The organism is Pseudomonas sp. H3(2019) (assembly GCF_007713465.1).
Taxonomy (GTDB): Bacteria; Pseudomonadota; Gammaproteobacteria; order Pseudomonadales; family Pseudomonadaceae; genus Aquipseudomonas.
The window spans coordinates 123,096-147,244 of record NZ_VMSG01000003.1; the positions used below are offsets into that span (position 1 = coordinate 123,096).

Genomic DNA, 24,149 nt, shown 5'->3' on the forward strand with positions numbered 1-24,149 from the left:
CGTTAAATCATTTCCTCGCCGCCCTTGCCGCCGAGAACGATTTCTCCGGCTTCGGCCATACGGCGGGCAATGGTGAGGATTTCTTTCTGTGCGGTTTCGACGTCGCTGACGCGTACCGGGCCTTTGGCCTCCAAGTCGTCGCGGAGCAATTCGGCCGCACGCTTGGACATGTTCTTGAAGATCTTTTCCTTGACGCCTTCGTCCGAGCCCTTGAGGGCCAGCACCAGCACGTCCGAGGACACTTCGCGCAGCAATGCCTGAATTCCGCGGTCATCGACGTCGGACAGGTTGTTGAACACAAACATGAGGTCTTCGATCTGACCGGACAGGTCTTCGTCGACTTCGCGGATCGAGTCCATCAGTTGGCCTTCGATCGAGCTGTCGAGGAAGTTCATGATGTCGGCTGCACGCTTGATACCACCCAGGGTGGTGCGCGCGGCGTTGGAGTTGCCGGAGAATTGCTTCTCGAGAATCTGGTTCAGCTCTTTCAGCGCGGCGGGCTGCACGGTGTTCAGTGAAGACACGCGCAAAATAATATCCAGACGTACTTTATGGTCGAAGTTGCCGAGCACTTCGCCAGCCTGATCCGGGTCGAGATACGCCACGACGATGGCCTGGATCTGCGGGTGCTCGTAACGGATCACGTCCGCCACCGCACGCGGCTCCATCCACTTCAGGCTGTCCAGGCCGCTGGTGTTGCCACCCAGCAGGATACGGTCGATCAGGCCGTTGGCCTTGTCTTCGCCCAGCGCCTGGGTGAGCATCTTGCGCACATAGTCATCGGAGCCGACGCCGAGGCTGGTCTGATCGCCGACGATGTCGACGAACTCGCTCATCACCTGCTCGACCTGCTCGCGGTGCACGTTGCCCATTTGCGCCATGGCCACACCCACACGCTGGACCTCTTTAGGCCCCATGTGGCGCAGCACTTGCGCAGCATCGGTTGAACCCAGGGACAGCAGCAGAATCGCGGCTTTGTCGACCCGGGTGAGTTTGGCGATAGCGGCTCGGTTATCACTCATCTGCGTTAATCCACTCTTTCACGACCTGAGCCACACGACCCGGGTCTTCGGCCACCAGGCTCTTGATTGCGTTCAACTGTGCGTCATAGCCTTCGCTCGGGCTAGGCAGCAGAATACTTTGCGGGCCACCGAGACTGACGCGGTCGTTGGCCAGTTCGCCGTCCATGCCGCCCATGCCACCGAGCTCCATATCGCTGCCCAGACCCGCCAGTTGCTTGCCTTTACCGCCGCCGGTGATGTTGTTGAGCACCGGACGCAGCACGCCGAACACCAGCACCAGGATGAACAGCACGCCGAGAACCTGTTTCACCACATCCCAGAACCAGGGCTGCGAGTAAAACGGAATGTCGGCGATGACTTCGCCACGCTCGGCCGAGAACGGCACGTTGATCACGCTGACGCTGTCGCCACGGCTGGCATCAAAACCGACGGCGTCCTGCACCAGACGCGTGAAGCGCGCCAATTCATCGGCGCTCCACGGTGCACGGGTGGTTTCACCGTTGGCCGCGTTGACCTTGACCTGGTCATCCACAACAACCGCAACCGAGAGGCGACTCAAACGGCCCTGCTGTTGCTTGGTGTGACTGATGGAACGGTCGAGTTCGAAGTTCTTGGTGGATTGCTGACGCTTGTCTGCCGGGTACGGTGCCAGCATCGGCTGACCGGTTGCCGGGTCCATGATTTGCTGGCCGTTGGCATCCAGCAGTGGCTGACCCGGCTGCACCATGCCAGCGGAAGCGCTTGAGCCACCGGTGGTTTGTGGTGCAGAAGCCGGCGATGGCGGTTGATTGCTCAGAGCTCCGGGAACGCCTTGCGGGCCGTTGCTGGCCGTGCGCTGTTCGGTCGTCGACTGCTCGCTGCGCAGCGCCGGCTGATCCGGGTTGAATTGCTCCGAGGTCGACTCGACCGCGCTGAAATCCACGTCAGCGGAGACTTCAGCCTTGTAGCGATCGTTACCCAGCACCGGCTGCAGAATATTGTGCACGCGCTGGGTGAGCATGCTTTCCATGCGGCGGCTGTAATCGAATTGCTTGCCGGCCATGGTCAGTTCGGAGTTTTCCGCCTGATCGGAGAGCAAGGTGCCCTTCTGGTCGACGACAGTGATCTGCGACTTGCTCAACTCGGGAACGGCGGTCGCCACCAGGTTGATGATGGCCATGACCTGACCTGGCTCCAGCGAACGGCCTGAATAAAGCTCGACCAGTACCGATGCGCTGGGCTTGCGTTCGTCACGCACGAATACCGAGCTTTTCGGAATCGCCAGGTGCACTCGGGCACCCTTGACGTTGTTCAGACTGGAAATGGTCCGCGCCAGTTCACCCTCAAGGCCGCGACGGTAACGGGTCGCCTCCATGAACTGACTGGTCCCCAGACCCTGGTCCTTGTCGAGGATTTCAAAACCGATGTTGCCGTCGCTGGGAGTGACACCAGCAGCGGCGAGCTTGAGCCGCGCACGCGCCACATCATCGGCCTTGACCAGCAAGGCACCGGAGTTGGGTTCAACGGTGTAGGGAATGTCGGCAGCGGCCAGGGTTTCCATGACCTGCTTGGCGTCCATACCGGCAAGGCTGCCGTACAGCGGCCGATAGTCGGGTTGCTGCGACCACAGCACCACGGCAAAACCAATTGCCACACTCGCAGCCAGGCCAACCAACAGGCCCACCTGACGCAGCATGGTCATCTCGGAGAGGTTTTCCAGGAAGGACAGACCAAACAACGGCGGTTTGCCGTCTGCTGGCGTGACCTTGGCCGGAACGTTATCGGCGACTGCTTCTGCCATGACTCAATACTTCCTTAGACCGGCATCTGCATGATGTCTTGGTATGCCTGTACCAGCTTGTTACGCACTTGGGTCAACGCCTGGAAAGACACGCTGGCCTTCTGCGAGGAAATCATTACATCTGTCAGGTCGACGCCGCTTTTGCCAATTTCGAACGCATTGGCCAGTTGGTTCGAAGCCTGTTGGGTGTCATTGACCTTGTTGACGGCCTTACCGAGCATGTCGGAAAAGCTGCTACCGCCCATTTCCGGCACCGCGACTGCCGCTTTCGGCTGAGCCATGGCGTCCATTTGCATGGACCGCATGTCCAACATCAAGCGATTAAATTCAATACCTTGGCTCATGGTCTACTCTCTCTGACGACCCGCAATTTTTTGACACTCACTCGGCGGATAGAGTGGTGTTAGCAACAAGGGTGCCAGCTCCATGGCGACACTTGAGAAAAGCCCATTCGAGGCTTTGCAGGCGGACGACTTACATGGCAAACCCTTACGCGGAAAACAGATGCGCCTCGACATCCATTCCCGCATCGCGCATTTGCGCCAGCTTGTAGCGCAAGGTCCGCGGGCTGATACCCAGGCGCTCGGCCGCTTCCTTGCGCCGCCCGCGCTCGGAACGCAAGGTATCGATGATCATCTGAAACTCGCGACGCCGCAGGTCATCGCCCAGCGCGCCCGCTGAATCGCCTTGCGGCGCCTCGACTTCGAGCATGCGTGACGGCATCGGAACCGGCGCCAATGCCGGCAGTGGCGCGCAAGCGACCGGCCCCGCAAGGCAAAAGTCCTGCGGCTGAATCAAACCACCCTGCTGCAAAATCAGCGCCCGCTGAATGGCGTTGTCCAGCTCACGCACGTTGCCCGGCCATGGATAACCGATCAGGCAAGCCTGAGCTTCCGGCGACAGCCTGGCGGCGGCATGCTTCATTTTATTGACGTGCTTGGCCAGCAGACGCTCGGCCAGCGGCAAAATATCGGCAGTGCGTTCACGCAACGGACGCCAGGCCAGCGGAAACACCGACAGACGATAGTAAAGATCTTCACGAAAGCGCCCCGCCGCCACTTCGCCCGCCAGATCACGATTCGTGGTCGCCACCACCCGGATATCCAGCGCAATCGGCTTGCGCGCGCCCACACGCTCGACTTCACGCTCCTGCAACACGCGCAGCAACTTGGCCTGAAGCCCCAGGGGCATTTCGGAAATTTCGTCGAGCAGAATGGTCCCGCCATCAGCTTGCTCGAACTTGCCGGCCTGAGCCGCAATAGCGCCGGTGAACGAGCCTTTCTCATGCCCGAACAGCGTCGCCTCGAGCATGTTGTCCGGGATCGCCGCGCAATTGATTGCAATGAACGGCTGACTGGCGCGACGCGAGTGCTGGTGGATGTAACGCGCCAGCACCTCTTTGCCGGTGCCCGACTCACCCGAGATCAATACCGTCGAATCACTGCGCGCCACACGGGCTGCCAGCTCAAGCAACTGCGCACTGGCCGGCTCGAACGCTACCGGACCTTCGCCCTCTGCGGCACCGAGGCACCCCAGGGCATGGCGCGACACCAGATCCAGCAACGCCTTGGGCTCGAACGGTTTGACCAGATAGTCTGCCGCTCCCTGACGCATCGCATCGACGGCGCGCTCAACCGCGCCATGAGCGGTCATCAGCAACACCGGCAATTGCGGCTGGCGAATTCGCAACAAACCCAACAACTGATGACCATCCATGCCCGGCATGTTGACGTCACTGACCACCAGATTGAATGACTCGCTCGCCACAGCCTCCAGTGCGTCTTCGGCCGAGCCCACTGAGGTGTAATCATGACCGGCCAGCAGCAGCGTATCCGCCAATGCTTCGCGCAGCGAGCGGTCATCTTCGACCAGTAAAACCTTGATTGCCATCAGCCTCTTTCCACTCCTTGAGCGCTGGAAAACAACGGCAAGACCACCACTGCACACGTACCGCGGCCTGGCCGCGAGCGCAGCTGCAATTCTCCCTGATGAGCACGAGCCACCGCCTTGACCACGGTCAGGCCAAGGCCGGTGCCGGTGGTTTTAGTCGTAAAAAACGGCTCACCCAGACGCGCCAGCACAGTGGGGTCGATACCGCCGCCGTTATCGCTGACGCACAGCCGAAGGGTGTTTTTACGGGTGTATAGATGGACCTTCAGACGGACATCGCCAGCACTGGCCTGAATCGCATTTTCAATCAGGTTCAGCAGCGCGCCGACCAGCGTGTCGCGATTACACAGCAACTCCCCGGCATGACTGTCGCACTGCCAGCGCACCGGATAATCCTGGACATGCGTCAATGCCGCCGCTTGCAGCGATTGCAGAAGCGCCCCTGGCGTCAGGCGATCAGTCAACGGCAGTTCTCCGCGAGCAAACACCAGCATATCCCGCACCTGATGTTCGAGCTCATGCAGGCGTTCTTTCAAACGCCCGGCAAAGCGTTGCTGGGTAGCGACCGGCAGCTCTTGCTCAGTCAAATGACTGGCATACAGCAATGCCGCGGACAGCGGCGTGCGAATCTGATGAGCCAGGGAGGCGACCATCCGGCCGAGGGACGACAAGCGTTCATGGCGAGCCAATTGATCCTGCAGGTGCCGGGTTTCGGTCAGGTCGTTGAGCAGCACCAACTGCCCCGGCTCGGCATCCAGCGAGCGCGTGGCAATCGACAGACGTCGACCATCCTTCAGGGAAATTTCATGACCATCGTCTTCGCGTGGAGCAAAGCAACGGGCAATGACATGACGCCACAACTCGCCTTCGAGCGGTAGACCCAGCAGCTCGCAGGCCGCCGGATTGGCTTCGCGCACCATCCCGTGGGCGTCAATGACGATGACGCCACCAGGCAACAAGTCGAGAAGGTTTTGCAGCCGGTTGGCCAGGCGTTCTTTTTCGGCCAGCTCTTGCATGCGCTGAGCACTGACCACTGCCAGTTCGCCCTTGAGCTCGGTGACCCGGGCTTCAAGCATGCTGTAGGAATCGGTCAGTTGGCTCGACATCTGATTGAACAGCGCGAACGCCTGCTCAAGGCCAAGCCGACTTGCCTGCTCTACAGAGGGCGATTGCCCCGAGACTTCGGAGACAGGAGACACTTGGGCGGCGTGGGACATCGTGTTCTCTCGCTTGGCTGACCGTCAGTTAAACGGAACGTTGCGAGGGACGTAGCAATACCCGTGCCTAAAAAAAACCGCCCATTATTCAGTGAGTTGAAAAACAGGCGTCAATCATCCGCCTGTTCATCACCTTCGCGACGGCTCATGCCGTACTTGCGCATCTTCTCGACCAGAGTGGTACGGCGAATGCGCAGGCGCTCGGCGGCACGCGCCACGATGCCATTGGCATCATCCAGTGCCTGCTGAATCAGGCCCTGTTCCAGGCCACCGAGGTAGTCTTTGAGGTCCAGACCTTCTGGCGGCAGCATGGCGTTAGCGGTGAAGTCCGGGGTATGGCCATTGATGGCTACCCGCTCTTCAAGATCGCTGCGCAAACTATCGACCAGTTGCTCGTCTTCATCATCGACATAACGGAATTTCTTCGGCAATTCGACCACGCCGATCACGCCGTACGGGTGCATGATCGCCATGCGCTCGACCAGGTTGGCCAGTTCACGGACGTTACCCGGCCAGCCATGACGGCACAGCGACATGATTGCTGCCGAGTTGAAGCGAATGGAACCGCGCTTCTCGTGCTCCATGCGCGAGATCAACTCGTTCATCAGCAACGGAATGTCTTCGACACGCTCACGCAGCGGCGCCATCTCGATCGGGAAAACATTGAGGCGGTAGTACAAATCCTCACGGAAGCTGCCGACCTCGATCATGCTTTCGAGATTTTTGTGGGTCGCAGCGATGATCCGCACGTCGACGCTCTGGGTCTTGTTGCTCCCCACGCGCTCGAAGGTGCGCTCCTGCAATACCCGCAGCAGTTTGACCTGCATCGGCAATGGCATGTCGCCGATCTCGTCGAGAAACAGCGTACCGCCGTTGGCCAGCTCAAAACGCCCGGCACGGCTGGTGATGGCCCCGGTAAAGGCGCCCTTCTCATGGCCGAACAGTTCGCTTTCCAGCAGTTCGGCCGGGATCGCACCGCAGTTGACCGGCACGAACGGCGCGTCGCGCCGCTTGGAGTGATAGTGCAGGTTACGCGCGACCACTTCCTTGCCCGTGCCGGACTCACCAAGGATCAGCACGCTGGCATCGGTGTCGGCCACTTGCTGCATCATCTGGCGGACGTGTTGAATCGCCCGACTGGTGCCGACAAGACTACGGAAAAGATTGGGTTCACGGTGACGACCGCGCTCGCGGGCCTGGTCGTACATCTCGCGATAAACCTGGGCGCGATGCAGGGAGTCGAGCAACTTGCTGTAGCTGGGCGGCATTTCCAGCGTGGAAAGCACCCGGCGACGCTGGTCTTCCGGCAGGTCAATGGAAGAATTATCGCCCATTAACAAAACCGGAAGGAACTCATCCCAGGTAGCGAGTGTCTTTAACAGGCCCGGAAGAGAGCCAGGTGCATTTACCGTCCCGATAAGGACGCAAATAACTTCACGACTTGATGACAAAGAGCCGACTGCCTGCTGCCAGTCATGGCTACCGCAGGGTAAATTTTCTTCGCCCAGAAAATTTAAAATCACCGCCAGGTCGCGGCGGCGGACGCTATCGTCATCAATCAGCAGAATTTTGGTTTCACGCCACATGCAATAGCAACTTCCGTAGTCAACTCAATGCCCGAAATGAGTGGGCAAGCTAGACGCTTGCAGGCACGTTAAGCCTGATAGACGCCTGAAATCTTCAAACAGCCACTAGTTAAGTCAAAAAACCGTGCATAGTCAAATTTATGACGCGTCACGGTCGGATTAACTGAGGATTAACCGAACAGATGGTAAACCTTTGCCGCGCTCTGTGCTTGATGGATCTGTGACATCTCATCGAATATTGCCTGACGCTCTCCCGTCGCCGCCTCCAGCAACTGCCGATAAACCCCCAGCAGCTCCTCAAGGTTATCGCGTAACGCCACCTCATCCAGCGAAGCCTCACTCAAGACGTCTTCCATGCAGGAACGGCAATCCAGGTCCAATTGACCGATAGCTTCCCAGTTACGCTCGGCCAGTGCATCGACCAGCGCTTCACGGGTTTGTTCGATACGCTGCAGTACAAGACTCATGGTGATCTCCTTAAAACTGCGGACCTGGCGCTGCGATGGCATCCCAGCCTTCTTTGACCGTACCCAGCAAATCGGTGACCTCGTCGAGGATCTTCGGATCGCTCTTGATATTGGCCTCTGCCAGACGCTTCATCATGTAGACGTAGAGGTTATCCAGCTCCCCCACCTCATCAGCCTTGTTTTCAAGGTCCAGACCTTCACGCAGGCCGCCGATGATGCCGATGGCCTTGCTGATGAATACACCTTTGCCCGGAATATCCTTGCGCTCCATGGCGCCTTTGGCCTGAGCAATACGATCCAGCCCACCTTCCATCAACATCTGCACCAACCGGTGCGGACTGGCTTCGGAGGTTTGGGCCTGTGCTCCAATTTTCTGATATTGCCGAAGGGCTAACATCGGATTCATGCTCTACCTCATCACAACTCAAGGGCTCGTATAACCAATGTATCGTCTACGAGTCAAAAAACTTTAAATTCAAAAGGCAAAAACCCGGCGTGTTAAAAACACAGCCGGGTTTTTGGCGCCCGCTCAAGACTAGCCAGACTTCTGCGCGTTCAAGGACGTGAAGAACGAGGTGATACTGGTCGACGTCGCCTTCATCTGCCCGACCAACAGATCCATTGCATTGTACTTGGCAGTCAACGTCGCGGTCAGAGTGGTAACCCGCAAATCCAGCGCCGCCTGCTGATTGGTCAGATCGCTTTTCTGCTTGTTCAGGCTGGTGGTGCGCTGATCCAGAATGCCACCGGTCTGCAAGTAAGGCTTGATCGCCGTACCCATTCGGGCCAGCAGACCATTGGTGCTGTTGGTGCCGGTGAACAGCGTCTGAACCTGACTACTCAATCCCTGGGTAGTCATCGCAGCGGTGAACTTGGTGGAGTCAAAGTTCAGCGTACCGAGCTTCTGATCGGTCGTGATACCCAATTGCGCCAGCACCGCCAACTGCCCCCCAGGCCCAGGAGTCACCAACTGACTGCGAATATCGGCAATCAGTGAACGAGGCATCGAGTCACCGGTCAGTGCCGCAGAAACAGTCAGCTTGCCATTGGCATCGGCCGAGGCCTGGGTCAGCGAGGTGACCGTTTTCACCAGCGTGTTATAGGCGTCGACGAACGACTGTATCGACGTCTGCAAACCGCTGGTGTTGGTCGCCACAGTCACCGTCGAGGTGCCCGCTGCAACCAGCGTCATGCTCAAGCCGCCCACAGCCTGGCTGACGGTGTTGGTTTTGCTGGTCACTGCCAGACCATCAACAGTCAGGCTTGCATCAGTAGCCAGCGCATTGATCGTACCGGAACTGGTCGGACCAGGGTTCGCGCCCATCACCTGGGTGCCGTCGATTGCCAGACCGGCAATACCACTGACCGTCAGATCCGAGCCTGCGCCCGTTGTAGTCGACCCGATCACCAGACGCGAACCGCTACTGTCAGTGACGATGTTGGCGGTGATGCCCTGGGCTGCCAGCGTGGTGTTGATCGCATCGCGAGTGGACTGCAGCGTCGCACCAGACGGGATAGTGACGTTATAGGCAGTGCCATTTTGACTGATATTCAAAGTACCACTCGGAATGGCACTGGCAGCACCGCCTGCAAATGAAGCACTGGCCACTTTGGAACCGGTCGCCAGGTTGTTGACTTTAATGTTGTAAGTACCGTTGACCGCAGTGTTATCAGAGGTCACGGTCAAGGTCGCCGGAGTCGACGAGGTTGCCGAAAAACCCGAAAACGCCGGACTTGTCGAGCTGTTCAGTTTGTCCATGGCAGCCTGATAAGCGGCCAAAGCACTTTTGAGCGAACCCACACCGGAAATTTTCGAGGTATTGAGCGTGCCTTGAGTGGTGATCTGAGTCTGCTTGGCCGACTTGTCACTGTTGACCAACGCTGTAACGATCGAACCGATATCCAGGCCGGAACCCAGACCTGTACCCGGTAAAATTGGACTTGCCATGTGCATCTCCCTTTCTGTCAGTCGCCAGTCTTTTGACCACTCACGCCGTCAAATGAACGTGCAACCACTATTCATGCCAGTTGTCAGGCTTTTGCGTCGAACAGCACGTTGCTCGCCGAATTCAGACTGTCCGCCAGCTTCAACGCCTCTTCGGAAGGGATTTGTCGCACCACTTCACCTGATTCGGTGGCAATCACCTTCACGACCACCCTGCCGGAAGCCTCATCGATAGAGAACTCCAGGTTGCGCTTGATCGACTGTACGAACTTCTCGATCTCTTGCACGGCCAGTTTCAGCTTCTGCGCGTCCGCGTCCTTGCTTCCAGCCACAGCCTGAACGCTGTCATTACTGCTACGAGGTGCTGCAGCCGCTTTATCGACCGTCGTACTTGCCGGCTGAGCAGTCGGGTAAGACAAGTTCAGCTTCACGCTCATGTCCATATCCATCACCTCTTAACGTAAAAAGGCGAGAGAGCGCGACCAGCACACTCCCCCGCCAAAACTCAATCCGAAATTACTGAAGCAGCTTCAGTACAGCGGAAGGCAGTTGGTTGGCTTGAGCCAGAACCGAAGTGGAAGCTTGCTGCAGGGTTTGCTGCTTGGTCAGCTGAGCAGTTTCTGCTGCGAAGTCGGTATCTTGTACGCGACCCAGTGCAGCAGTGGCGTTTTCGTTGACGTTCTGCAGGTTGGAGATGGTGCTGGTCAGACGGTTTTGCGAAGCACCGAGGTTTGCACGAACAGCACCAACGGAGGCGATTGCAGCGTCGATTGCGGTGATTGCGCCGTCGATGTTGGTAGCAGCAGTAGCACTGGTAGCACCGGTCAGAACAGTAGTACCGCTGCCTACCGACAGGCTGACGGCGTCGAACTTGCTGCTCAGGGTCAGGGTGATCTGGTTAGCAGTACCGGTGTTGGAACCCACTTGCAGGGTCATGCTGCCAGCGGAACCGTCCAGCAGGTTTTTGCCGTTCAGGTTGGTGCTCTGGGAGATACGAGTCAGCTCGTCGGACATCTGAGTGAATTCCGCGTTGGTCGCGGTCTGGTCAGCAGTGCCGTTGGTGCCGTTACGTGCCTGGACAGCCAGTTCACGCATACGTTGCAGAATGTTGGTGGTCTCTTGCAGAGCGCCTTCAGCGGTCTGAGCCATCGAGATACCGTCGTTGGCGTTTTTGATAGCTACGGTCTGACCGCGGATTTGGCTGCTCATACGAGTAGCGATCTGCAGGCCGGCAGCGTCGTCTTTGGCGCTGTTGATTTTCAGGCCGGAAGACAGGCGAGTCATGGAGGTCTGCAGCGCGTTAGCGGCATTGTTCAGGTTTTTCTGAACAGACAGAGAAGCGACGTTAGTGTTTACGCCTAAAGACATGGTGAGTTCCTCGTTGGTTGGGTACTGCGGCTTCCGGCCCTGGCAACCGCCGGGTGTGGCCTAGAGAACCTTCGTAGTAGTTATCGTCGCGATTGCAGGTTGCTTGAGGGCTTTTTTGAAAAAAATTGCCATCACACTGCCACCCCCGCGAAAACAAAGGCCTGCACGAGACCCACGAGAGAAAAAATGACGTCAGGAAATTGCCGAAAACAGAGAAGCGAAAGGGTCGCCTCGGCCGGCAGCGTACTGTTCAGAAGTGAGCGTGACTCGCCTCCAGCAAGTCGATCAATTCATACTCCATGGTGTCGGCCAACCCCAGCCAGTCCTGCGCTTCCTGAGAGGCCAGCATCGACATGAGCAATTGCGCCCACTGCAACTGGATATCTTCAGGGGCCCGACAAAGCAGGTACTGCACCTTATCGAACACATCGACCATGGTCAGCGCAGCCTCGACGTCGCGCCCGAGACGAAACAACCCGGCGCACTGCCGACAATCGATGACACATTGTGCAAGCTCGCTCATTGCACGAACTCCTGATTGAACGTCGTTCCCACGATCATCGCCCCTGCCCGGCTGCTGTTAAAAAAGCGCACCTGCGGATGCCCGGCGATGTAGCGCTCCAGTTCACACAGATAACTGCGGAAGTTCAACTGCGTCCTGACCCGCACCCCATGCCCATCAAGCACCCAGTGCTTGGCCAGGTTCACCCCCGGCCCCAGATCACCATCGTTCCAGCCGGCATGGGTTTTGTTCATCGGGAACGCAAAGTCGGCACCGAACAGGGTAATCCGGTCCGCCCCCATCTTCACCGCCAGATCCACGGCAGGATGAATCACGCTGCCACCGACATACAGTTCAGCCTTGCTGATCTCCTGGCGCATAGCGGCATAGACCGGGCTGGCGGAATACCCGACGTAACGCGTGCCCTGCCAGGCCTTCAACACCTGTGGGTCGCTCATTGGCAGGTACACCAAAGGGATGTTGCCGGTATCCTCCGGCGGCAAGTGCCTGAAGCTGATGCGTCGGTCGATACTGACCACCAGATCCGGCCGGATGCCGTGCTCGCGCAATGGGCGGTACGCCGTATCGACACTGATGAATAACGGCCGCTGATCACGCTCGCGTATCGCCCGGAGCTGATCGAAATGCAGCTCGAGACTTGGCCCTGTGCCGATCACATAGACTTCCCGACCGGTACACGTCGCGAACAACTCGGCCACATCGCGATCACTGCTGACGAGCTCACGACTCTCCTCCAGCCGCTCAATGATCGCTGGAGACTGCGGATCGAACTCACGATTATTGAAGGTAAGGTGCACTTCGCTGATCAGCCGATCCCGAATCTTGGCATTGAAATCATCTGCCAGCAGCATCTCGGACGGTAATGCAAAAAACGGCAGGTGGATGTCCGACAAGTCGCCGGCATAGATCAACTCGACCCGTGAATCACTGAGCCAGTGCCGCTGATCGAGCAACTGCAACGTCAACGAGAAAATCGCGCCATTGAGGATATGCACGTACAAACGCTGCAGCTCGGCGTTTTCAAGCAGTACTGACTGCAAGTCACCCAGCCCTGTGCCGTAGATATGCACCACCTCGCTTGCCGGCGGCAGACTGGCCGCTTGCAACCGCGCTTCACGCGTACGGTCATGGCGACTGGTGAGCTGGATACCGGCAATGCCCAGGGTCGACCCCAAACCTTCCACCAGCTCAGCCTGTACCGCCGCACTGTCTTCAGTCATCAACCGTACATGCAGCGCCGGCCAGCGACGCTCTATCACCTGAAAATTGTCTTCAACGCTGTCGCTCATGCTGCCTCGGCTGTCATTCAGGCAAAAAAATAGCGTCCAAGGTTACACCTTGGACGCTATTTTTATGCCACAGGATTTAGCTCAAGGACGATAAATAATCGCCGAACCCCACGAGAGTCCTACACCAAAACCGCTCAGCGCAACGCGCTTCCATTTGGCGTCAAGTACGTGTTTTTCCAGCAACAACGGAATGCTCGAAGACACGGTATTACCGGTCTCGACCATGTCCTTGATGAATTTCTCCGGATCACCTTCAAATCGCCGTGCCACGGCATCAACAATCGCCGCACTGCCCTGGTGAATGCAGAACGCATCGATATCGTCGGCGTGCAGACCGGACTCGTCGAGCAACTCGTGCAAATGCGCCGGGACTTTCAGCAGTGCAAAGTTGAACACTTGACGACCGTTCATGAAGAACACCCCGTCAGTGACTTTCAGGTGCGGTGCACCAGAACCGTCGGTGCCGAACTTGGCCTTGCCCAACTGCCACGGAGCATCTTCGCCCATCCAGGTCGCGGTGGCGGCATCACCGAACAGCATGGTGGTGTTGCGGTCTTCGGGGTCGACGATTTTCGAGTAAGGGTCGGCGGTCACCAACAGGCCGTTCTTCAGGCCCGCGGCTTCCATGAAGCCCTTGATCGCGTAGATGCCGTACACGTAGCCGGAGCAGCCCAGGGAGATATCGAAGGCAGCAACGGTGGTGGGCAGGCCGAGCTTGTCCTGAACGATCGCTGCAGTGTGCGGCAGACCTTCTTCGTCGCCGTTCTGGGTAACGACGATCAGCACGTCAATCGATTCGCGCTTGAGCGCCGGATTGTTGGCAAACAACGTATTGACCGCTTCGACACACAGGTCCGAAGTTTCCTGCCCGGCGTCTTTACGCGGCAGGAAAGCGGAACCGATCTTGCCCAGGATGAATTCCTCATCCTTTTCGAATTTTGCACCTTGTGCGTAATTGTCCACGCCGGCTACAGGTACGTAGCTCGCAATGCTCTTTATGCCAATCATTACGGCTTCCCAATAATAAACAGCTGAATACCCCCGTTCGCACGAATCGAGGGGCGCCGACACATAGATTTGGCGTTGCCCGCGACGGGCAACCACAGAAAGCCTAAAGGGCTATCACTGAGCCGGTTACCGGCCAGGCGCCATCTTTCCGATCAATACAATACAGTGAAGATGCGCGTTATGACTCACAGGTCACGCTATTTTGCGCAATCAGCCACACAAGCGCTCATTCGATCAGCGACCAGGCCAGCGCTGTGCCGCGCTTTAAAGGCCCGCGTGCACGTCGTCCGATAATGCTTTCAGCGTGTTTGGGTGCCAGTCCCAACCCCGGGCGAATGGCTCGCAGGTTCTGTGACGTGAACACCTCGCCGGCGGCCATGTCCTGGGCAACGTACAGCGAACGACGATACACCAGCGACTTCTGCTCGGCCTCGGTGACGCCATAATGCACCCGGCCCATGGCCTGCCAGGCGCGCTCGGTCTCGACCACCAGGCTGGCCAGTTCGGACGGTTCCAGCGAGAAACTCGCGTCGACGCCTCCGGCAGCCCGGTCCAGGGTGAAGTGTTTCTCCACCACCGTCGCCCCAAGGGCCACGGCCGCCACCGAGACCCCGACGCCCATCGAATGGTCGGACAGCCCCACTTCGCAACCGAACAGCTCGCGCAGGTGCGGGATGGTTCGCACATTGCTGTTGGCCGGCGTGGCGGGGTAGGTGCTGGTGCACTTGAGCAGCACCAGGTCCTTGCAGCCGGCCGCACGTGCCGCGCGCACGGTCTCATCCAGCTCGGCAATGCTGGCCATACCCGTGGAAATGATCAGTGGCTTGCCAGTGGCGGCAACCCGACGAATCAGAGGCAGGTCAGTGTTCTCGAAACTGGCGATCTTGTAGGCCGGCACGTCGAGACTTTCGAGAAAATCCACGGCCGTGTCATCGAACGGCGTCGAGAACGCCAGCATGCCCAACTCTTTGGCTCGGGCAAAGATCGGTGCATGCCATTCCCACGGCGTATGCGCCTTCTCATACAGCGCATACAACGAAGAGCCGGCCCACAGGCTATTGGGGTCCCTGATGAAAAACTCACCTTGATCCAGGTCCAGGGTCATGGTCTCGGCGGTGTAGGTTTGCAATTTCAAGGCATGCGCGCCGGCCCTGGCCGCGGCCTCGACGATCTGCAACGCGACTTCCAGCGAATGATTATGGTTGCCGCTCATCTCGGCGATGATGAATGGCGGTGCATCGGCACCGATCATCCGGTCGCCAATCTTGAAGCTAGTCATGTCTGTGTTCCTTCAATACGCGCGTGAACACGCAAGCGCTCTGGATAAAACCGGCTTCGCGAAACAGGCTCAGCGACGGCCGGTTGGCAGGCAACACCTGCGCGGTGATGGTGTGCAATTGCGGCCAATGGGCCCTCACAAAGGCTTCGCCGCGGGCCAGCAACGCCCTGCCCCAGCCCAGACCGAAACGGCCTTCGAACAAATAAATCGAGACTTCGGCGCTCACCCCATGAAGGTCGTAGCGCAACACGCCAACCGGGCCATCACCGGCCTCGGCAATCAACAGCAAGCGCTGCTCATTGCTCAAACTCGCCGCCAGCCAGGCCTGGTGCGCTTGCCAGTCGATACAGCGGTTGTCCAGCGACCAGCGCCGTACCGCCTCGGCATTACGACCATCGAACAACAGGCGCGCATCCTTCTGCGTTGCCTTGCGCACCGGCAGCACGGCACCGACCAGCGCTGCCGCGACCCGCTGCGCGCCACGGCCATCGACCAATTGCCGAGAGCGCTCGGCCAGACTCTGGCGCAAACCCTGATTGCCTGCGACAAAACCGATGGCCTGGCGCAATTGCTCGACGCTGACCTGCTCCCGCGCGCCCAGGAACACATGGGCGCCCGAAGTCGCCATGACCTCGCCATTGGCCTGTTGATTATTCGACACCGCAATACAAATCGTCGGCAGCCCCATGGCCGCCCGCTCCCAACTGGTGCCGCCACCGGCACCGATAAACAGGTCGGCTTCGGTCATCAGCCGGTAAAAGTCGCTGACAAAACGCTGTAACCGCCAGTTCGGGCGACTGGCCGTCAGCGCCTGCATCTGCTCCCACGCCGGGTTGTCGGCACCGGCGACGAAGTCGACTTCCAGCTCAGGGAAATCAGTCAACGCGAGCATCGCATGGTGAGTCTGCCTCGCCGCATCGAAGCCCCCGAAGTTAACCAGTACGCGCTTGGCCCGGGGTTTGATTTCGATCGCCGGGCAGCAGAATTCATCGCGCAGCATGGCGAAACGCGGGCCAAGCAACGTCTGGCATCCGCGGGCAAGCAGCGAAGCATAGGCCTCTGGCGTGCCGGAAAGATTCTGGTTGAGCAGCAGATCGACGCTATAGGTACGCGTCGCCAGATCGTCCACTGCGCCGATCCGTGGCGCCCAGCGACGAGCGGTAGTCTGCCAGTGGTGATCGAGGCCGTAATGGTCGGCAATGATCCAGTCGAACGCCGCCTGCTGCCCCAGTGCTTGCCCTAGCGCGGCGATGTCCGCCTGCCACGGCAACATGCTCTCGATGGCTTGCTGCGGGTCTTCGTCGGGATAGCGCTCCGGCAGTGCGAAGGTTTCAAAGCCTTCAGCGGCAAGACTGTCGAGCCGATGCCCCGGCAACCGGCGACAGGCGAATGCCACGTGCACACCCATCCGGCGCAAGACTCTGGCCAGGGTCAGGCAGCGGGCGATGTGGCCGCTGCCAATGGTCGGCGAGGCGTCGGCACGGATCAGCACTCTCATTGCAATTCACCGCCAGCCTTCAGAGCCACATACAGGTACTCGGCGCGCTTCCAGTCTTCGAGGGTGTCGATGTCTTGCACCAGATAGCGCGGCAGGATCACCGGCAGGCTCTGGGTTGAATACAACACATCGCCGCGCAACCAGGCACTGCTGCGGCCCCAATAGAACTGCCCGGCGTCCTGATAGGCCGGCGGCAAATCCTGGGAGCGCGTGTTACGAAATTCCGGGTACAACGCGCTCAAGGCGCCCTGATCGTCAAGGGTCAAGGCACGCTGCAGCGGAAAACCGAAGTCGCACACCGAGAACGCGAACGACTTGTCCGGGTGCAGTTCCAGACGCTGCAAACCCTGTTGCAGAAACCGCGCTTGCAGCAGTGGCGCGGTGGCGTAAATGCAACAGGCGTAATCAAAGTCGCGGCCCTGTCGATGCAGTTCTTCCAGTGCATGGACAATCACCGCCGCCGTACCGGTGAAGTCGTCGGCCAGCGCCGCCGGGCGCACGAACGGCACCTGCGCACCACTGGAGCGAGCCAGGTCGGCGATTTCGTCATCGTCGGTGCTGACCACCACCTGGGCGAACAACCCCGAATCGAGCGCGGTTTTAATCGAGCGGGCAATCATCGGCACGCCGTCGAACGGCTTGAGGTTCTTGCGCGGTATGCGTTTGCTGCCACCGCGGGCCGGGATGATGGCGACGCTGCTCAACGGCGTTTTTCCAGAAGAAACCAGGTGATATCGTCCACCGGAAATTGCGGGTCGCGGCGGTAACCAAAGCCGTAATCCACCAGTTGCAAGTCATCATAGCGATCAAGCATTTCACCGGCAAAATCGCGCTTGAACAACTTGCCGCTGTTACCGCGATACGACACCTCGACCGGCGCCGGGTTGTAGTACTCGGCGATCAGGATGTAGCGCCGGCTCAGTTCATACAGCTGCGCATAGGCCGCTGGCAGCAGCTGCGGCGCGAGGTGAATCAGTACGCCTTTGCTCAGGGTCAGGTCAAAGGTGCGTTCGCGGGGAAAATCGAACAACGAACCGTGCCAGATCTGCGCAATCCCCAGCGCCTGCGCCTGGGCGCACGCGCTGGCATTGATCTCCACGCCAAACAGCTCGCACTGCGGCAACAACTGACGCAGCGCCTGCAGGTTATTGCCGGCGTTGGTGCCCAGTTCCACCAGGCTTTCAATCCGCCCGGCCCGGGTCAACGCCTTGGCAAACAAGGCCAGGTTGGCCGCCACCAAAGGCTGGCCGACGTTACGGTCAACGTACTGGTTGCCGAAGTCGCCCTGCCAGAATTTTTCCTGCTCACTGAGTTCGCGCATCACACATTCCCATTCGCCGCCATGGCAGCATTTATTCGGTCAGCCGGCGCAGTTGCTCGACCACGTAGTCCTGCTGTTCATCACTGAGTAACGGAAACAGCGGCAGGCTGATGGCCTCGGCGTAGTAACGTTCGGCCTGCGGAAAATCACCTTCGGCGAAGCCAAGATCCCGATAGTACGGCTGCAAATGCACGGGAATATAGTGCAGATTCACACCGACCCCGGCCGCTCGCAAACCTTCAATCACCTGTCGATGACTGAGGTTGATACGATCGAGTTGCAGACGCACCACATAAAGATGCCATGCCGACTCGGCGTCGGGCTGAGCGCTGGGCAAGGTCAGTGGCAGGTATGCCAGTAAACGGTCATAACGCGCCGCCAACTCACGCCGACGCTCGATGAAATCATCCAGCTTGTTCAACTGCGACAGCCCGAGAGCAGCTTGCAGGTCGGTGATGCGGTAGTTGAAGCCCAGTTCCACCTGCTGGTAGTACCAGGGGCCATGGCTGGGTTCGGTCATTTGCTCGGGGTCGCGGGTCATGCCGTGGCAGCGCAGGCGTTGCAGGCGCTCGGCCAGGTCCCGGCGATTGGTCAGGACCATGCCACCTTCGGCACTGGTGATGATTTTCACCGGATGAAAGCTGAACACCGTCATCGCCGCGAACTCACCACACCCCACCGGGCGCCCGGCATAAGACGCACCCACCGCGTGGGACGCATCTTCTATCACCGTGAAACCATAGCGCTCGGCCAGTTCGGCGATCATGCGCAGGTCGCAGCTCTGCCCGGAGAACGCCACCGCCACCAGCACTTTGGGCAGCGTGCCATTGTCCTCCGCCGCTTCCAGCTTGGCTTTCAGGGCATAGGCATCAAGGTTCCAGGTCAGCGGGTCGATGTCGACAAAGTCCACCTCGGCACCGCAATAGCGACCACAGTTGGCCGAAGCCAAAAAGGTATTCGGCGTGGTCCACAAGCGATCGCCTGGCCCGAGCCCCGCCGCCAGACACGCAATGTGCAAGGCCGCCGTGGCATTGCACACCGCCACCGCATAATCCGCCTGGCAGCGCTCCGCCATGGCCTGCTCGAAACGCTCGATGGTCGGCCCTTGTGTCAGCCAGTCGGACTGCAACACGGCGGCCACAGCGTCGATGTCCGCCTGATCAAGGCTTTGCCGACCGTAAGGAATCATGCCGACAACCCGGCGTGCAACTCGGCAATCTGTCCGACTGAGAGGAAATGCGCATTGGTGTCTGAGCGATACTCGAAGTCTTCGCTCACGCGACGGCCCTGCTCACCTACGCCATCCAGCGAAAAATCAATGTCGACGTGAGTAAAACGAATCGACGGCTCGATGGTGTAGTGGTCCTCGAATTCCAGGGTCATCCGTGCGTCATCCAGCGGCACCATCAATTCATGCAGCTTTTCACCCGGACGAATCCCGACGACTTTGTGCGGCAAATGCTCGGCCATGCCTCGTGCCAGATCGACGATGCGGATCGACGGGATCTTCGGCACGAAAACCTCTCCGCCATGCATCCGCGCGAAGCTGTCGAGCACGAACTGCACACCGTGATCGAGGGTGATCCAGAAGCGGGTCATGCGCTCGTCGGTAATCGGCAGTTCTTTCGCGTCCTCGGCAATCAGTTTGCTGAAGAACGGCACCACCGAGCCGCGTGAGCCGGCCACATTGCCGTAGCGCACCACTGCAAACCGGGTTTGCTGATCACCGGCGATGTTGTTCGCCGCGACGAACAGTTTGTCCGAGAGCAGCTTGGTCGCACCGTACAGATTGATCGGGCTGGCCGCCTTGTCGGTGGACAGCGCAACGACTTTCTTCACACCGTTATCAATGGCGGCAGCGATGATATTTTCCGCGCCGTTGACGTTGGTACGAATGCATTCAGTGGGGTTGTATTCCGCCGCAGGCACCTGTTTCAGGGCGGCGGCATGCACCACGTAATCGATCCCGCGCATCGCCTGGCGCAAACGTTCGGCATCGCGCACATCGCCCAGAAAGTAACGCATGCATGGTGCATTGAAGGTTTGCTGCATCTCGTACTGCTTGAGTTCGTCACGCGAGAACACCACCACCCGCTTGGGCTGGTACTGCTCGAGCAAACGCCGGATGAACATGCGTCCAAACGAACCGGTGCCGCCCGAGATGAAAATCGATTTGCCGTTGAACATGCCGCGAATCCTTTTACCTGTGCACCAGACTTAAACCAGCAACCGCGCCCAATCCACGCTGGTCGCATTGTCAAGGGTGAAACCCTTGCCGGTCAGGGCGAGGTTCTTGTTGTACGCCAGATCGTGCTGGAACGGCCCGGCCCATTTTTCACGCAGAGCCGCAAGCACCTGCGGTGCATCGGGCAAGGTGCCTGGATGGATGACCTGCACTTGCGGCGTCCACACCACCAGATAACCAGCCTGACCGGCCTTGAGGCACAAGTCGACATCACCGTAGGCATTGGCAAACGCGTGTTCGTCCAGCCCGCCAACCTCGTCGAACAGCGCTTTGCGAATCATCAGGCACACCGCTGAGACGGCTGAGTAATTCTGTTCCAGCACCAGACGATTCAGATAGCCCTTGGCATCCTTCGGCTCACCGACGAAGGCCGAACCGACACTGTCGTTCATGCCCAGGATCAAACCGGCCTGAGTCACTTTGCCGTCGCGATCCAGCAGCTTGACGCCGACCACACCGACTTCCGGTCGCTGGGCCTGGTTGAGCAGGGACTCGAGCCAGTTCGGGTTGACCACTTCACTGTCCGCCGCCAGCAGCACCAGGTATTCACCCTGAGCCTGCTGGCTGGCCTCGTTATACAACGCCGACTGGCTGAGACGCTCGTGCGCCCGCAGGACACGGACCTTGTCGCCCGGCTGCCCGAGGCCGTCCAGCCATTGCAGGATGTCCGGTGACTGGCTCGCGTTGTCGGCGATCAGCACTTCGTAACGGGTGTAGCGGGTTCGTTGCACAATGCCGGTCAGGCACCGTTGCAACTGCTCCAGATTGTCCTGGCTGGCCAGGATGATCGACACCAGCGGACGCTCGGTGTGACGGTAATCGATTTGATACGTGCCTGGCTCGGCCGAGCTGATCTGCGCCTTGTAGCCACGGGTCGCGAGGTGACGGATCAACGCCTGACGTTCGTGGGCATTGTCTTCCAGTACTGGCGCGCGAGTGATCAGCAACGGTTCGTCCAGATGGGCCAGCCAGGCCAGGCCGCCCTGCTCGATGATGCGCAGCAACAGGTCAAACTCCAGCGCCTTGCTGAAGTCGGCCTGGTAACCGCCTGCTTCCAACAGTACATCCTTGCGGATCAGCCAATGCTGCGCCATCAGCGTTGGCAGGCTTTGCAGCAGGTCGAGGTTGAAGCCTGGCCGGAATACATCGACCAGCGCGCCACTGGGGTCACGCTGAATCTCGTCCACTGCCACCGCTCGACAGTCGGGCGCGGCGTGCAGTTCCAGACCTGCGCGCAACAAACCGCCAGCGGTGAACTCGTCCCCCGCCTCGGTCAGCAGCAACCAGTCGCACGGCGATTGACGCGCGATCTGATTAAGCTTGTCGACATAGTTGGCTTGCGTCACGCAGACAAAGTGCAAGGTGTTGTGCACCGTCGTTGCCGCCAGCGGCTTGCCCGTGGTGAACACCACGATCTTGAAGGCGTGGTTGTGACCTTCCAGCAGACTGTCGAGGGTGATCTGTAGCTTGGCCGCGTCGTTGTCCAGATCCAGCACCAGAATGCCAAACTGTGGACCGCCGTTGTGGGCAGCCAGATAACGCGACGTCGCAGCGACTTCGTCAGCGTCCGGGGTGCGTGCCACCAGCCACTTGAGCAGCCGACCGGAGCGCATGGCACCGAACGCCTCTTCATTGCCTCGCGTCGATACCGCGTCCAGACGCTCGGCCCAGGCAGACATGTCCCGTGCGTCATCCGCTTCGCCCAGAAGCTCCAACTGCTGCGCCAGACGCTTGACCACCTGACGATTGAAGGGGCCGCTGTCATACGCATGCCACAGCCGCTCGACAACGCTTTCGACGGTGTCGTTGTTGCGTGGCCGCATCATGTCTTCCTGATGGGCCCAGATACCTTCGAGCCCCTGAAGCTGAACACGACCGGCCGGCATCGCGTGCAGCAAAAACTCATACTGGCTCAACAGGTCGAAGAACTGTTGATTGTAGTAAGGCAGTTCAACGTACTGCAAAAGCCCGAACCGACGATCCGGCCCCTTCTGTACGTTGGTCCAGCGCGACTCGAAAATCGGTTCGGCGGTCAGTGACCGACCGGTGCGCAAGCAGTCGGCCATCGCCTCGAAACTGTCGAGTGCCAGCTGCTTGCCCTGCTCAGGGTCGAGACCGGTTTTGGTACTCGGCAGCGTCGACAATAGCTGGGCGAACCTCTCACGATCTGCCACCGATTTTGCATCACTGGCAGTCAGCGTGCCGTAGACCTCGGTGTTGTGCTCCGATGCCAGGTAATTGACCTCACGCACCACATAAGGGATCGGCAGGATTCGAGCCTTGGCCATTGCCAGCATGTAGTACGCATGGCCAATTTCCTGCCATTCGAAGATGGTGTCCTCCGGCATGACCGCATACCAGTCACGCAACAGCTCAGTGCGGTGAACGGCATAGAACGGCGGGATGTACTGCTGCATGAAGTCGATGACCCGGTCCTGAGCACGCTCGGACGAATAGTCTTCACAGACCTTCTTGTCCCGACGGTAGTAGCTCACGCTGCTCGCCAGGGCCAGATACATCAGGCAATAGCCATGGCACATGCCGTAGTCCGGGTTCTCTTCCAGGAACGAGACCGAAGCGTCGAGGGCATCATGCACGATGAAGTCATCGTCGGCGGCGAACGCCATATAGGGCGTGGTGACATGCTGCACGCCGTAGTGAAGCTTGGCCCGCAAGCCCTGGTAGCCGAACTGCGGCAGATGCCGATAGTCGACCGAGGGGTACACACCGTCGATGCCTTCGGTGATGTGGGTCGAAGAGTCCAGCAGCAGAATCCTGCAAGGCAAGGTGCTATAGAACTTCACCGCCCGGCGCACAAATGCCGGGCGGTTGTGGGTGACCAGCACCACCGTCAACAACTCGTTCAGTGGTAATCCGCTTTCAGAACCGTACTTGCCTTGCATATTTTTCCCCACAACCGGCGTATCGCCCGATGAACTCATCAATGATGTCGTTGCTTAACGAACCCGACGCAGATAGCCGTCCGGCGCCACGCTGATCAGTAGCTTGTTGTCCATCTGTACATCGATTTCGAAATCGCGGTTTTCTTCCAGGTACGCCCAGACCGCAGTTTTCGGGTTGTCGCCCTGGCCCCACGGACGGTCCGGGAAGGCGTCTTCCGGCATGTCTTCGACCACGGTATCCATCACCACACAGTAACTGTCGACCGAAACCAGCGGCGCATACAGGCGCAGTTCTTCAAGTACATGGTCATGGGTGTGGTTGGAGTCCAGCACCAGGATGACTTTCTTGCCGGCGGCTGCGGCACGCACCTGATCGGCGATGGCCGGATCAATGCTCGAACCTTCGATCATCGAGATGCGCTTGCTCATCGGATGGCTTTCGATGGCCTCACGGTTGTGCGGGCGGATATCCAGGTCGATACCCAGCACTTCACCGTGGCCCTGCAATTCCAGCAGGGAGGCGTAGTAAATAATCGAACCGCCATGGGCGATGCCACATTCGATCACCAGGTCCGGCTTGACCTGCCAGATGATCTCCTGCATCGCCATCATGTCCTGAGGCAACTGAATGATCGGGCGGCCCATCCAGGAGAAGTGATAGCTGTATTTGTGCAGGGCCGATTCGTTGAAGAAATCGCGGGCCAGGCCCTTGAGTTTTTCATCCTGGCCCTGAGCGCGGATCTGCTCCTGGCACTCGGCTTCGAATGCTTGAATTACGGTCTTGTCGGTCATTTTCAAGTCTCAGTAA

Annotated in this window: 22 protein-coding genes; all 22 read right to left on the reverse strand. The window is 59.1% G+C overall.

All coding sequences use genetic code 11. The annotated features are described in order from the left end of the window. Positions 1-2: 2 nt before the first annotated feature. Positions 3-1,022, reverse strand: a complete 1,020-nt coding sequence (gene fliG, locus FPT12_RS04710; RefSeq protein ID WP_145014868.1) for a flagellar motor switch protein FliG — start codon at positions 1,020-1,022, stop codon at positions 3-5. Next, positions 1,015-2,802, reverse strand: a complete 1,788-nt coding sequence (gene fliF, locus FPT12_RS04715) for a flagellar basal-body MS-ring/collar protein FliF (protein ID WP_145014869.1) — start codon at positions 2,800-2,802, stop codon at positions 1,015-1,017. The genes fliG and fliF overlap by 8 nt, the downstream gene beginning before the upstream one ends. Before the next feature lie 14 nt (positions 2,803-2,816). Next, complete coding sequence (fliE, locus tag FPT12_RS04720; protein WP_123423330.1) at positions 2,817-3,146, reverse strand: flagellar hook-basal body complex protein FliE; 330 nt, start codon at positions 3,144-3,146, stop codon at positions 2,817-2,819. A 145-nt stretch (positions 3,147-3,291) separates the two neighbouring features. Further along, the gene (locus tag FPT12_RS04725; RefSeq protein WP_145014870.1) at positions 3,292-4,692 is read right to left on the reverse strand and encodes a sigma-54 dependent transcriptional regulator; all 1,401 of its coding nucleotides are present in this window, start codon (positions 4,690-4,692) and stop codon (positions 3,292-3,294) included. Further along, entirely contained in the window at positions 4,692-5,909 is a 1,218-nt protein-coding gene (locus FPT12_RS04730) for a PAS domain-containing sensor histidine kinase (protein WP_145014871.1), read from the reverse strand. Before FPT12_RS04730 ends, FPT12_RS04725 begins: the two co-directional genes overlap by 1 nt. A gap of 110 nt (positions 5,910-6,019) precedes the next feature. Continuing rightward, complete coding sequence (locus FPT12_RS04735; protein WP_145014872.1) at positions 6,020-7,495, reverse strand: sigma-54 dependent transcriptional regulator; 1,476 nt, start codon at positions 7,493-7,495, stop codon at positions 6,020-6,022. A 170-nt stretch (positions 7,496-7,665) separates the two neighbouring features. Continuing rightward, positions 7,666-7,962 (reverse strand): flagellar protein FliT, encoded by a 297-nt coding sequence (locus tag FPT12_RS04740; protein WP_103315609.1) that lies wholly within the window; start codon positions 7,960-7,962, stop codon positions 7,666-7,668. Between the two features lie 10 nt (positions 7,963-7,972). Continuing rightward, positions 7,973-8,368, reverse strand: coding sequence for a flagellar export chaperone FliS (gene fliS, locus FPT12_RS04745; protein ID WP_145014873.1), 396 nt, complete (start codon positions 8,366-8,368; stop codon positions 7,973-7,975). Between the two features lie 129 nt (positions 8,369-8,497). Further along, complete coding sequence (gene fliD / locus FPT12_RS04750) at positions 8,498-9,910, reverse strand: flagellar filament capping protein FliD (RefSeq protein WP_145014874.1); 1,413 nt, start codon at positions 9,908-9,910, stop codon at positions 8,498-8,500. A gap of 83 nt (positions 9,911-9,993) precedes the next feature. Then, entirely contained in the window at positions 9,994-10,350 is a 357-nt protein-coding gene (locus tag FPT12_RS04755) for a flagellar protein FlaG (RefSeq protein ID WP_145014875.1), read from the reverse strand. A gap of 73 nt (positions 10,351-10,423) precedes the next feature. Beyond that, positions 10,424-11,275 (reverse strand): flagellin domain-containing protein, encoded by an 852-nt coding sequence (locus tag FPT12_RS04760; protein WP_145014876.1) that lies wholly within the window; start codon positions 11,273-11,275, stop codon positions 10,424-10,426. Positions 11,276-11,525: 250 nt separating this feature from the next. After that, complete coding sequence (locus tag FPT12_RS04765; protein ID WP_145014877.1) at positions 11,526-11,798, reverse strand: hypothetical protein; 273 nt, start codon at positions 11,796-11,798, stop codon at positions 11,526-11,528. Next, positions 11,795-13,087: a motility associated factor glycosyltransferase family protein gene (locus FPT12_RS04770; RefSeq protein WP_145014878.1), complete on the reverse strand. Its 1,293-nt coding sequence runs from the start codon at positions 13,085-13,087 to the stop codon at positions 11,795-11,797. Before FPT12_RS04770 ends, FPT12_RS04765 begins: the two co-directional genes overlap by 4 nt. Before the next feature lie 81 nt (positions 13,088-13,168). Continuing rightward, on the reverse strand, positions 13,169-14,095 hold the full coding sequence (locus FPT12_RS04775) for a ketoacyl-ACP synthase III (RefSeq protein WP_103315602.1): 927 nt from the start codon (positions 14,093-14,095) through the stop codon (positions 13,169-13,171). A 226-nt stretch (positions 14,096-14,321) separates the two neighbouring features. After that, positions 14,322-15,374 carry a pseudaminic acid synthase gene (gene pseI / locus FPT12_RS04780; protein WP_145014879.1) on the reverse strand — a complete coding sequence of 351 codons (1,053 nt, stop codon included), beginning with the start codon at positions 15,372-15,374 and terminating at the stop codon, positions 14,322-14,324. Then, positions 15,367-16,872, reverse strand: a complete 1,506-nt coding sequence (pseG, locus tag FPT12_RS04785) for a UDP-2,4-diacetamido-2,4,6-trideoxy-beta-L-altropyranose hydrolase (protein WP_145014880.1) — start codon at positions 16,870-16,872, stop codon at positions 15,367-15,369. The genes pseI and pseG overlap by 8 nt, the downstream gene beginning before the upstream one ends. Next, the gene (pseF, locus tag FPT12_RS04790) at positions 16,869-17,576 is read right to left on the reverse strand and encodes a pseudaminic acid cytidylyltransferase (RefSeq protein ID WP_145014881.1); all 708 of its coding nucleotides are present in this window, start codon (positions 17,574-17,576) and stop codon (positions 16,869-16,871) included. Before pseF ends, pseG begins: the two co-directional genes overlap by 4 nt. Then, entirely contained in the window at positions 17,573-18,193 is a 621-nt protein-coding gene (locus tag FPT12_RS04795; RefSeq protein WP_145014882.1) for a pseudaminic acid biosynthesis-associated methylase, read from the reverse strand. The genes pseF and FPT12_RS04795 overlap by 4 nt, the downstream gene beginning before the upstream one ends. 31 nt (positions 18,194-18,224) lie before the next feature. Further along, positions 18,225-19,382 (reverse strand): UDP-4-amino-4,6-dideoxy-N-acetyl-beta-L-altrosamine transaminase, encoded by a 1,158-nt coding sequence (gene pseC, locus FPT12_RS04800; RefSeq protein WP_145014883.1) that lies wholly within the window; start codon positions 19,380-19,382, stop codon positions 18,225-18,227. Continuing rightward, entirely contained in the window at positions 19,379-20,380 is a 1,002-nt protein-coding gene (gene pseB / locus FPT12_RS04805; RefSeq protein ID WP_145014884.1) for a UDP-N-acetylglucosamine 4,6-dehydratase (inverting), read from the reverse strand. The genes pseC and pseB overlap by 4 nt, the downstream gene beginning before the upstream one ends. A gap of 30 nt (positions 20,381-20,410) precedes the next feature. Then, positions 20,411-23,341 (reverse strand): TIGR00180 family glycosyltransferase, encoded by a 2,931-nt coding sequence (locus FPT12_RS04810; protein WP_145015004.1) that lies wholly within the window; start codon positions 23,339-23,341, stop codon positions 20,411-20,413. Between the two features lie 54 nt (positions 23,342-23,395). Next, entirely contained in the window at positions 23,396-24,133 is a 738-nt protein-coding gene (locus FPT12_RS04815) for a cephalosporin hydroxylase family protein (RefSeq protein WP_145014885.1), read from the reverse strand. Positions 24,134-24,149 lie beyond the last annotated feature (16 nt).